Source organism: Streptomyces kunmingensis (assembly GCF_039533535.1).
Classification (GTDB): Bacteria; Actinomycetota; Actinomycetes; order Streptomycetales; family Streptomycetaceae; genus Streptomyces; species Streptomyces kunmingensis.
Genome location: NZ_BAAATS010000032.1, coordinates 95,429 through 106,691, shown reverse-complemented (window position 1 = coordinate 106,691; position 11,263 = coordinate 95,429). Strand labels below are relative to the sequence as shown.

10 protein-coding genes and 1 pseudogene are annotated in these 11,263 nt (G+C 67.1%); 6 read left to right on the top strand and 5 right to left on the bottom strand.

The genetic code is table 11. From position 1 onward, the window contains the following. Positions 1-281 precede the first annotated feature (281 nt). The 5 genes from ABD366_RS36310 (at position 282) to ABD366_RS36290 (ending at position 4,670) form a co-directional block, all read left to right on the top strand. A complete protein-coding gene (locus ABD366_RS36310; protein WP_324767877.1) occupies positions 282-1,238 on the top strand; it encodes an SDR family NAD(P)-dependent oxidoreductase in 957 nt (318 codons plus the stop codon). 440 nt (positions 1,239-1,678) lie between these two features. Next, positions 1,679-2,749 (top strand): thiamine pyrophosphate-dependent dehydrogenase E1 component subunit alpha, encoded by a 1,071-nt coding sequence (locus tag ABD366_RS36305; RefSeq protein ID WP_411293669.1) that lies wholly within the window; start codon positions 1,679-1,681, stop codon positions 2,747-2,749. Beyond that, a complete protein-coding gene (locus ABD366_RS36300; RefSeq protein WP_324767881.1) occupies positions 2,746-3,750 on the top strand; it encodes an alpha-ketoacid dehydrogenase subunit beta in 1,005 nt (334 codons plus the stop codon). The genes ABD366_RS36305 and ABD366_RS36300 overlap by 4 nt, the downstream gene beginning before the upstream one ends. Before the next feature lie 378 nt (positions 3,751-4,128). Beyond that, entirely contained in the window at positions 4,129-4,260 is a 132-nt protein-coding gene (locus ABD366_RS36295; protein ID WP_324767882.1) for a TetR/AcrR family transcriptional regulator, read from the top strand. Between the two features lie 110 nt (positions 4,261-4,370). Then, positions 4,371-4,670: a hypothetical protein gene (locus tag ABD366_RS36290; RefSeq protein WP_324767884.1), complete on the top strand. Its 300-nt coding sequence runs from the start codon at positions 4,371-4,373 to the stop codon at positions 4,668-4,670. 176 nt (positions 4,671-4,846) lie between these two features. On the opposite strand, the gene ABD366_RS36285 is transcribed toward ABD366_RS36290, so the two are convergent. From ABD366_RS36285 to ABD366_RS36270, 4 genes are all read right to left on the bottom strand, one after another. Beyond that, complete coding sequence (locus tag ABD366_RS36285; protein WP_324767885.1) at positions 4,847-5,662, bottom strand: SDR family NAD(P)-dependent oxidoreductase; 816 nt, start codon at positions 5,660-5,662, stop codon at positions 4,847-4,849. Positions 5,663-6,327: 665 nt separating this feature from the next. Next, positions 6,328-7,176 carry an LLM class F420-dependent oxidoreductase gene (locus ABD366_RS36280; protein WP_324767887.1) on the bottom strand — a complete coding sequence of 283 codons (849 nt, stop codon included), beginning with the start codon at positions 7,174-7,176 and terminating at the stop codon, positions 6,328-6,330. Positions 7,177-7,231: 55 nt separating this feature from the next. Then, positions 7,232-7,915 (bottom strand): EthD domain-containing protein, encoded by a 684-nt coding sequence (locus ABD366_RS36275; RefSeq protein WP_324767888.1) that lies wholly within the window; start codon positions 7,913-7,915, stop codon positions 7,232-7,234. Positions 7,916-8,508: 593 nt separating this feature from the next. Beyond that, positions 8,509-9,282, bottom strand: a complete 774-nt coding sequence (locus ABD366_RS36270; protein ID WP_324767889.1) for an SDR family oxidoreductase — start codon at positions 9,280-9,282, stop codon at positions 8,509-8,511. Positions 9,283-9,488: 206 nt separating this feature from the next. Between ABD366_RS36270 and ABD366_RS36265 the strand changes: the two genes are divergently transcribed. Beyond that, positions 9,489-10,295, top strand: coding sequence for a MerR family transcriptional regulator (locus ABD366_RS36265; protein ID WP_324767891.1), 807 nt, complete (start codon positions 9,489-9,491; stop codon positions 10,293-10,295). A gap of 343 nt (positions 10,296-10,638) precedes the next feature. Here ABD366_RS36265 and ABD366_RS36260 read toward each other — a convergent pair. Then, positions 10,639-10,834, bottom strand: a pseudogene (locus ABD366_RS36260) (IS701 family transposase); the annotation flags it as partial. Positions 10,835-11,263 lie beyond the last annotated feature (429 nt).

The window sequence follows — 11,263 nt, the reverse complement described above, 5'->3', positions numbered from 1 at the left end:
TTCGGTGCCCGCTACGCCGAGGACTACGCCCCCAACTGGATCTGACCCACACCCCGCGAAATGCCCAGGACAGCCTGTGCTTTGGCGCCCTCCTCGCCGAAGCGCCAGCAACAACGGAACACCCGACTCGGGCCGGTTGCACCGTGAACCCATGGACACCTGCCGGCCAATGAAGACCGATCTGCTGCAACAGCGCTTGTCGTTCTGGACTCGGCCGAGCCCAGAACGACGAGCGCCGGTACGCCCGAGAAGAATCAGTGCACGACACGGCAGGACACTCCATGACTGAGCACACTCGTATGATCACACGCTTCAGCCGCGACACCACCGCCGACGAGATCGTCCGAAGCGTCGATCTGACCGGCAAACGCGCTGTTGTCACCGGAGGCGCCTCGGGAATCGGCGTCGAAACGGCCCGCAGCCTGGCCCGCGCCGGCGCCGAAGTGACTCTCGCAGTTCGCAACACCGAGGCCGGGCGTACCGTAGCCGCGGACATCACCGCCACCACCGGTAACCCCGGCGTGCACGTCGCGGCCCTGGAGCTGACCGCCCCCGCCTCGGTCGCCTCGTTCGCCGACTCCTGGAGCGGTCCGCTGCACATCCTGGTCAACAACGCCGGCGTCATGGCGCTGCCCGACCTGCGCCGCACCTCCGAAGGCTGGGAGTACCAGTTCGCCACCAACCACCTGGGACACTTCCGTCTGGCCCTCGCCCTGCAACCGGCATTGGCGGCGGCTGAAGGAGCCCGGATCGTGGCCGTCAGCTCCAGCGGCCATCTGGCCTCCCCGCTCGTCTTCGAGGACATCCACTTCACCCACCGCGCCTACGACCCCTGGCTCGCCTACGGCCAGGCCAAGACCGCCAACGTGCTGTTCGCCGTCGAGGCGCACCGCCGCTGGTCCGGCCAGGGCATCACGGCCAATGCCCTGATGCCCGGTGGAATCCGCACCGGACTGCAGCGCCACCTCGACGAGTCCCCGGCGGACCCCGAGCAGAAGGCGATCTTCGACGCCTATCCGTGGCGCACCGCCCAGCAGGGCGCCGCCACCTCCGTGCTCCTGGCGGCCTCCCCGCTCGTGGAAGGCATCGGTGGACGCTACTTCGAGAACTGCAACGAAGCGCTCCCCAGCGATGTAGTCCCGGCCGACGGCGAGGCCGACGGGGTAGCGGCTCACGCTCTGGACCCCGAGGCCGCCCAGCGTCTGTGGCAGGTTTCCGAGGACCTGCTCGCGAACTGACCACGGTTCGCGGGTACCAGCGGCGCGCAGTCGCGTCCGTGATTGAGCGATTCTTCTCTTTGGCTTCTCCTTGGCGCATCCGTATGCCCAGCCGTCATTCGGTCATGTGGTCCTCTGGTATTGCACGTGAGTGGGAGGGAAAACTGGGCGGGCTCCGTCGTGCGGTACTGCTCGGGACCTCGGGAAAGGAATTCATGCGGCCGGCCGGCCGCGACGGAGGCAGGTACCAAGCCTGGATCCCGGGCTGTGTGAGCGGGCATGGGAGGAGCCGGGCGAGCGGCGGGGGACGACCCGAGCGTTGCCCGGCGTTGTTCCGTTCGCAGCGGCCGCGACGCCTCAGGTTCGGCCTGCGGGTGGTGCGGGGTCCTCCTGCACTCGGTGTCGTGCGCGCCCAGGCCCTCCCTCTCACCCGTTCTTCCGTCCAGAAATGGAGCCCGCGTATGCCCGCTGTCCAACTCCTCAGCCCAGAGGGCGAACTCGTCGAGAACCCGGACTACGCCCTCACCCTGTCCGGCACCGAACTGTGCGGCCTGTACCGGGACATGGCGATCACCCGGCGCCTGGACACCGAGGGCACGACTCTGCAGCGACAGGGTGAACTGGCCCTCTGGGCACCGCTGCTGGGACAAGAGGCGGCCCAGATCGGCTCTGGCCGGGCCGCCCGGCCGGACGATCACGTGTTTCCCTGCTATCGGGAACATGGTGTGGCCTGGACGCGCGGCGTGGACGCGCTCACGTTGATGGGTCTGTACCGGGGCGTGAAGCACGGAGCCTGGGACCCACAGGAGCACCACTTCCACCTGTATACGCTCGTGATCGGACCGCCTCTGCTGCACGCCGTGGGTTACGCCATGGCGACGGCCCGCCGGCCCGGCGACAGCGCGGTCCTCTCATACTTCGGCGACGGGGCCTCCAGCCAGGGAGATGTGGCCGAGGCGTTCACCTACGCCTCGGTGAATCGTGCGCCCATCGTCTTCTTCTGCCAGAATAACCAGTGGGCGATCTCCACTCCGGTTTCCCGCCAGAGCCGCGCCCCGCTGTACCGGCGTGCCGATGGCTGGGGGTTCCCCGGCGTCCAGGTGGACGGCAACGACGTGCTGGCCTGTCTGGCGGTGACCCGGTCCGCGTTGGACGCGGCCCGCTCGGGCGAGGGCCCCTCCCTCATCGAGGCGCTCACCTACCGCATGGCGCCGCACGCCACGTCCGACGACCCGACGCGCTACCGGGACACCGAAGAGGTGCGTGCCTGGGAGGCCAAGGACCCGTTGCGCCGCCTGCGGGCACACCTGATCGCCTACGGTCACGCGGGCCCCGACTTCTTCACGGACCTGGAAGCGGAGACAGAGCTGATGGCGCGACGCCTGCGCGAGGGCGTGCGTGCCATGCCCGATCCCGACCCGGTGGACATGTTCCGGCACGTGTATGTCGACGAGCATGCCCAAGTGGGGGAGGAGAGGCGCATGTTCGAAGATCTCCAGAATTCCTTCGCGCAGGAGGAGACGGTTCGATGACGACTGCGCACACGGGCGGCGGCGCCCACGAGAAGCTGACCATGGTGGCGGCACTGAACACGGCGCTGGCCGACGCCATGGCGGAGGACACCGATGTCCTGCTCCAGGGCGAGGACATAGGCGTCCTCGGCGGCGTGTTCCGGGTGACCGACGGGTTGCAGAAGCGCTTCGGCGCGGACCGGGTCATCGACTCTCCGCTCGCGGAGTCGGGACTGGTGGGGACGGCGATCGGTATGGCCCTCGGCGGGCTGCGGCCGGTGGTGGAGATTCAGTTCGACGGCTTCGTCTTCCCGGCGTTCAACCAGATCGTGACGCAGCTGGCGAAGATGCATGCCCGTTCCCAGGGCATGGTCCGCCTGCCCGTCGTGATCCGGATGCCCTACGGCGGCGGGATCGGCGGCATCGAGCACCACAGCGAGTCGCCTGAGGCCTACTTCATGCACACCGCGGGACTCCGAGTGGTGTCGCCGTCGCAGCCCGAGGACGCCTACTGGATGCTGCGGCAGGCCATCCGCTCGGACGACCCGGTCATCTTCCTGGAGCCAAAACGGCGTTACTGGGAAGGGGCGGAAGTGGACCTCTCGGAGCCGCCTGCCCCCCTTCACTCAGCCCGCGTCGTCCGGCCCGGCGACGATCTCACCCTCGTCGGGTACGGCCCGTCGGTGAAGCTGTGCCTGGAGGTCGCCGACGCGGCGGCGACCGAGGGACGCTCGGTGGAGGTCGTGGACCTCCGGTCGCTCTCTCCGCTCGACATCGACACCGTCGAGCGTTCGGTACGGCGCACCGGCCACCTGGTCGTGGTGCACGAGGCCCCCACCTTCGTAGGCCCTGGCGCCGAGATCGTCGCCAAGGTGCAGGAGAGGTGCTTCTACCACCTGGAGTCACCGGTGCTCCGGGTCGGCGGCTTCCACGCCCCGTATCCGCCGGCCCGGATCGAAGACGACTACCTGCCCGGACTCGACCGAGTCCTGCACGTCATGGAGCAGTCTCTGGCGCACTGAGACAGAGAGTCATGGGCGCGACAGGGGAGCCGGTGCCCCCGGTCGCGCCCATGAACACAGCTCAGAAGCAGGCCGCGGCCATGCCGTGGCGGCATCGTGCATCAGCGGTCACGAGCGGGAGCACCAACCCACCGCAGCCGCAGCCGCAGCCGCAGCCGCAGCCGCAGCCGACGACGCTTCTCCCGGTTTCGGGATCACCGTGCCTGTCGCGATCTCGACTGCGGGCGGCCGCGTTCATGCGTCGAGGTGTGTTCTACAGCCATGCGAAGACGCTACGGAGAGTGGCCACCGTAAGCGGACCGGACGGTCTGGTCACCTGCATGCTCATGTCCCCCCGTAACACGTGACTCGGAAAGCCGGGAACGGATCCTCGATGTGGTGTCCCGGCTGTTCGACGGGTACGGCGTGCACGCGGTGGTCATGCAACAGATGATCGACGAGATTGGCTGCGGCAAGGCCATGCTGTACCGCGAGTTCGCTACCAAGACGACTTGGTCGTGGCCTACCTAGAGCGGTACACAAGCACCTTCGCCCGGGTCAGGGAGCTTGCCGCCGAGCAGCGGCCCGACGACCCCGCCGGCTAACTGATCACGATCGTCGGCTGGACCGCCGAGCAGGTCATGGCCCCCGGCTACCGCGGCTGCCCGGTCACCAACACCCACGCCGAGTTTTCGGACGCCGGCCACCCTGCCCACGCACTGTCCATCGCCTACTACGACCAAGTCCACGGCGGGCTGATCGATCTGGCCCGGCAGGCGGGCGCTGCTGACCCGCGGGGGCTGGCCGATCGGCTGATGCTGATCATCGACGGGCTGAACGTCAGCGGTGCCGCCCGTGGCCGCGAGGGTGCGGCGCCCGCCGGCGTGGCGTTCGCCGAAGAAGTGATCCGACGCGCCCTGCCTGTCAAGTCGACAGCGTGAGCTGAGGCGTTGGCCATCCAGTAGCGCGCTGCGCCGAGGTTCTGATGCCGCCGACGCGATGCTCCGCGTGCAGATGGGATCAACTGTGACGACGGTGGCATCGGCCTGATGGGTCGGGCCACCAGGAAGCGAAGCATCGCCGTGAACAGCCGCGGTCGGCGGGTACGGACCGGTGGTCAGTAGCCCACGCCGCGCACGCCGCCCGCGGCGCGGATCGACTCACCCGTCACCCAGTGCGAGTCCTCTGACGCGAGAAAGACCGCGACCGGTGCGATGTCCTCGGGTTCGCCGAAGCGGCCCAGCGGTGTACCGGCGAGCAGCTTCTCCCCGAGTTCGCCGGTCCAATGTCCGTCAGTGGCCGGAGTGTTCGTGTGGCCCGGAAGGATCGAATTCACCCGGATCCCACGCGGGCCGAGTTCGCGGGCCAGCGCGAAGGTCATCGTGTCCACGGCGCCCTTTGTGGCCGCGTAGACACTGGACGCCAGATACGGATCGGTGCTCAGTATCGAGCTGACGTTGATGATGCTGCCGCCGCTGTCTCCAAAGTGCTTCACCGCCTCCCGGATCGCCAGGAAGTAGCCCAGCACGTTCAGATTGAACTGCTGGTGGAAAGCCTCTTCAGTGAGGTCGTCGATCATTTCAAATATTGCGAAGCCTGCGTTGTTCACGAGTACGTCCACGGTGCCGTGCGTGGCCTTCACCTCGTCGAAGAAGCGGATGACGTCAGTCGACTCGCTCATGTCCACCTGCGCGGCGACCGCCGATCCGCCTGCTGCTTCGATCGACCGCACGACGGAGTCGGCACCGTTCTTGCTGGTGGCGTAGCCGACGACGACGGTAGCGCCCTCAGCACCGAGGGCCCTGGCGATGCCGGCGCCAATTCCGCTCGAAGCGCCGGTGACAACCGCGGTCTTCCCGGCCAGCTTCTTTCCTGGACCTGTGGGCGCGTGGACCGCGCCGTTCTCACGCTCGCTTGAGCTTGTCGTCGACAAGAGAGACACCCTTTCTTGGGCCTTCAAATTGCTGAGCAACCGCCGGAATGCTGACCACCGTGCCAGACCAATCGGTCTGTGGACCGAACGGTCTGAAACGTAACGGCGCAGGTTGCGCCATGTAGAACGGCTCACTTAGACCAGGCGGTCTGGTGTCCAGCGGATAGATATCGCGAAGAGGACTCGCCTTCGAACCCGCCGCGCCCACGAGGGCCGCATGAGGTGTCGCCGAACTGTCCGACCAACGACAAGTCGCGCTCGACAGCGTGGACTTGAGCATCGTCAAGGCTGCGGGTGGTATCTGGTATCGACCCAGTGCGTGACGCCGGAATGGTCGCGAACTCCGTGTACGCCACCCCGACGCCCGCGGCTGGGGCACTGCCGCTGCCCTGCTCGGCGCCTTCCTGGGCCGACGCGGCCGCAGCCGTGATGGGACGTCGAGGCACTCGGGCCGTCGAGTCGACAGGACGTGGCATGACCGGCCGGAGCGTCGTTCCGTACGACCCGGCTCGGCACGGCCGCCAGGGGCAAGGGGCCAGCGCTTCGGCGACGCCGTACACCGACCCTGACCGACCAGATCGGGATGCGTCGGGCGGAGTGGTTTTGCATAAGGGCGTGTTACGCAGCACGCCCACCACGGTGGTCGTCGACGGAAGGCGGTACGTTCATGGCCGGGGCCGTTCCCGGCAGGCCGCCACATCGGCGGTGAGCGTGACCAGCTTGTCGAGGTCCGCCAGTGGGTCGGGTGCTTCCGTGTCGAGGGGGAAGACGATCCTCTCCACGCCGGCTTCTTCGTATCCGCCGACGATCTCAGGTTCGGCCTGGCCCACATGCAGGACTGTCACGGGGACCTCGCGACCTGCGAGTTCGCGCAGCCGCTCGATCTTCGGCTTCAGCCCGACGGGCGACTGGGGGTTGGGGAACCAGCCGTCTCCGGCCTTCACCACCCGGGCGAATGCCTTCTCCCCTCCGCCTACGTAGACCGGGGGATGCGGCTGTTGCACGGGTTTGGGCCACGAGTAGATGGGATCGAAGTCCACGAATTCACCGTGGAACTCGGCCTTTTCGTGGTGCCATATTTCCTTCATGGCGAGAATGTGCTCGGTCGCGATTGCTCCACGCTTGGCGGGATTTCCGCCATGATTCGCCATTTCTTCGGCGTTCCATCCGGACCCGATCCCGAAGATGAACCGGCCCTGCGACACCAGGTCCAGAGAGGCGATGAGCTTGGCCGTGGTGATCGGGTCCCTCTGGGCGACCAGCGAAATTCCCGTGCCGAGAAGCAGGTGGTGCGTGATGCCGGCCATCGCGGTGAGTGCCACGAAAGGGTCGATAGTGTGATAAAGGGAGGCCGGGCGATCGCCGAACGGGTAGGGCGATTTTTCATCAACGGGAATGTGGGTGTGCTCGGCGAGGAAGATCGAGTCAAATCCCCGCTCCTCGACGGCCCTGCCATATTCTGCTGGGGACATGGTCGATTGATCGGTGAAAGTGCAGTTCACCCCGAACTTCATCGGAGGTTCCTTCCTTGTTGTAGGCGACAGTTTCCGTTCCCGCCGCGTACCGACTTCACCGGATCCGGAATTCCGTACCGACTATCGCGCTTGTGTGGCTGATATCGATAGGTGAATTCGCTCCCAGGACGGCAGCGAACTTGTCGAGGCTGGGGGCCTCGCTTTCGGGTGAGGCAGGATCTCCTCGCCAGATCTCGATGACCGCGTCGAAGGCGGGTTGTTCGGCCGTGTACATCTCGTCCACCGGCAGGCTTTGGACGTATCGCGTAACGCCCGGGATTTCACGGAGGGCCAGGTCCGGCAGTACGTCGTTCCACCAGGTTCGGAACTTGGTCGTTCCCACGTCAGGAGTTCGTTTCACCAGCAGCATGGTCTTGTGGAAGGGATGGTCGCGGGTGAGGGTGGGGCCCTCCAGTTTCACGTCCTCGGTCACTGCGAGGATTCCGTCACGCGAGTGATCGAGGAAGTTTTCCTCGTCCCTCTTGATGACCTCCATGAAATATGGATCCGCTGCTAGAGAGGTGAGCGACGGGACGTCCTCGAGCCAGGCCTCGGCGATTCCCTCGTAGATGGACCGGGTGAACGTACCCGGATTCTCCGTGGTCCCGTGGAACTGGACATAATGACGTATCGATTGCACTTCCTCTGCCAGTCGGCTGTGAATGATGGCCCAGTGCAGGTGAAACTGTTGCGGACTGATGTTCGCGCGGCGCGGTACGAGACCGAGGGCCTTGATCATAGGCATGATAATTACGGTTCTCCCAGCGTTCTTGATCGATATGAAGCGGGTCCGTGTACTTCCCTCACGATGCGGCCGCGCCCGTCAAAGCCCTGCCGGCTCTATGGCGACGGTCACCCTGAGGCGGCTGTTCTCCGCGGGGTGGCGTCACTGCACACAGAACGGAGGATCCGCGTTTCTGTCGGTGACGGGCCGATCAGAGTGCCGGCAGAACCGAATCCCCGTGGCGGTGGTGAGGTCGGATCAGGTCCACCTCGTCTCCACGCGATGGCCCGCTTCTCTCCGCCCCCTGGGCCCCGGCCCCCGACGGCGTCCCGCCGTCCGGCGGAGCTGAGCCGTGTCCCCGGCGGGGTGGCATGGTGACCTACACGTCATCGCACGGGCGGCCATCGCCACGACCGGGAGGCATCGCCTGCCATGAAGGCGGGAACTCCCGCCGGCTTGGCTGTGACATCGAAGTGCGGACTCCCGCGTGGCCCGCCAGAGTACGGCGTCCGGACCCGCTGCGAGGAACGCCAGACCGGTCGTCCCACGGCTCCCACCGCCACGCGGCCGCTGCCACTGGTCGCATACGGTTGAGGAACCGCCGTGCATCACACGGCAGGGTTGGAGCCTCCGTCGATGGTGGCATCCATTCCGGTGATGTACCGGGCTGCGTCGGATACAAGGAATGCCACCAGGTCAGCGACTTCCTCCGGGCGGCCGGGGCGGCCGAGCGGGACTCCACCGAGCGCATCCATGACGATCTGGCGTGCTGCCTGGCGGTCGGTGCCCCCGTTCGCTGCGATCTCGTCCATGAACACCTCCGTGCCGGCCGTCTCGATGAATCCGGGCTGGATCCGGTTGACCCGCACGCCCGAGGAGCCGAGTTCGGTGGCCAGCGACTTGCTGTAGCTGCTCAGGGCAGCCTTCGCCGCCGAGTACGGGACCGTGACGACGTGGGGAAGCCTGGCCCCGAGGGACGCCACGTGCACGATCGTGCCCTTGCTCTGCTGGAGGGCCGGGGTGAGTACCCTGTCGATCCGGACCGGGGCCAGCAGGTTCAGTGCCAGAGTCTGCTCCCAGTCGGCGTCACTGAAACTCGCGGCCGACCCCATGGGCGCATCGCTGCCCCCGGCGTTGTGGACCACGATGTCGATGCCGCCGAAAGCCTTCAGTACGGCTGTGGCAACGTCGTCGGCGCCCTGCGAGGTGGAAAGGTCGGCCGCGATGAATCGGTCGATGTGCGCAGGCACCCCCCCGGCGGGCTTGCTGCGGGCTGTCGTGGCGACGCGAGCGCCGGCAGCCGCCAGGCGGCGCGTGATGGCCTCGCCAATTCCCTTGGTACCGCCAGTGACCAGAGCAGTCTTCCCTGCGAGATTCTCCATGATGAAATCCGTCCAAGTGCTTGAGGGCCGTGGACCGGCCCCGCTGCATCCGACGATTGACCTTCCCGTAGGGGGAAGGTCAAACCTGGCTGCCGCGACCGCGAAAACACCCGCGTCAACCAGCCCCGCACACCGTCACACGTGCGCGGAGCGCCGACCTCTACACTGAACCCCCAAGTCCGCGGCTTGCCCGCGAAGGAGAAGTTGTGACGGCACGCCTCACCATCGGCGAATTCGCTCTGATGACGCACCTGAGCAAGAAGGCGCTGCGGCACTACCACGAGGTCGGGCTCCTGGAGCCGACACACACCGACCCGCACACCGGATACCGCCATTACGGCACGGACCAGGTCACCCAGGCACAGATCATCCGCTGCTACCGCGGAATGGACATGCCGCTGCCCGAGGTCAAGGCCGCACTGGCCGCGGAGAGCGCCGAGGGCCGCAACACGATCATCGCCGCGCATCTGACGCGTATGGAAGACCAGCTCAAGGAAACCGGCAAGGCCGTCCAGACACTGCGGGAACTCCTGACCGGACGCAGCGCGCAGCTTGACGTCGAATTCCGCACGACGCCCCCCACACGGGCGTGGGCACTGACCTCGATGATCAACCTGGATGACTATTACGCCTGGTACGCAGACGCCCTGCAGGAGATCCGCACCGCCCTGCCCCGTGTCGAGCCCGCGCCGTTCGGCCCGCTGGGCGGGCTCATCACACGAGAGCTGTTCACTGACGAGACGGGCGGGGCAACACTCTTCGTCCCCATGGATGTTCCGCCGCCGGCCGGCACCCGGTTGGTAGAGGTCACCTTGCCGGCCACCCACTACGCCGTGGCCGTTCACACGGGCTCCCGTGAAGGGGCGGAGCGAGTCTGTGGAGACCTGGGCAGTTACATCATGGAGCGACAGATCGGCGCTGTAGGGCCCGTACGTGAGCACTACCTGGCGCTCGAAGGGTCAAGCCCCACACGCACCGAGATCTGCTGGCCCGTCACGATGACTGCCCAGTAGCCCCGGAGCGGCTACGGACCCGGAGGGGAAAACTTCCGTACGGGCCGCACGTTGGCCGAGCACGGCGCAAAGCTCGGCGAGCTCGACACTCAGCAGCGCACCGCCCTGCCATCGCGATGGCCCGGGCACAGGGCATCGGCTCCAACTGCGTCTCACCCCACACCGTCCCGGACCGCGGTCCGCAGAGCGCTGTCATACCCACAGCTGGTGACCGGTGCTTCCAGGGCGATGACGAGCAGGCGCGGGACAGGCGAAGAACGCCATGGCCGTCTACGGCCTGCCGGCGTCCGAGATCGCCGAGGTGATCGCCCACGCCGTCGCGCAGCCGGCTTCCGTCGACGTCGGCGATCTCTTCGGGTCCGGTGATACTGCGCGGGCGAGCATCCAGCGATGCCGCGTGGGCTCGTCGCCGTCGAGCTCCCAGACGCCCTGCAGCCGGGCGGCCGCCCAGTAGTCGTAGAGCCGTGGCCCATTGGCGCCGTCTGCGCGCGGGACAGGCGTTGCCACACCTCAGGAAGCGCCTGGCCGAAGAGGTAGTCGGTTACGAAATAGTCGGGCCCGCTCGGAGCGCTCCCGGCCCTGTCGGCCGGCATGCCGCCCAGGGTGCGCGACACCTAGGCTGCCGTGGCCTTCCCCGTCCCGCTCCCGACGCTGACGATCGAGGTGTCCGGCGCCTGAAGGGCGGCCGCGTCACACACCCCTCGATGCCGGAGCCGCTCAGCGCCACCACATCGCCGACCACCCAGAACATCCTGTCCGTCACTTTTTGGAGGAAACCATGCATCCGCCCACTCATGGGACCGGGAGAAGCAGCGGCTTGCGCCGGATCCGGTTGCCCGGGACCGTCACGACCGCCCCGCCGCCGCTGCCGGGGGCCGGCGAGCGCCGGAGCGCCGGAAGGCGCCAGGTCCGCCGCAACGATCTGGTCATGCCGCACAGGACCGGACTCCGGCGCCCCGTTCATCAGG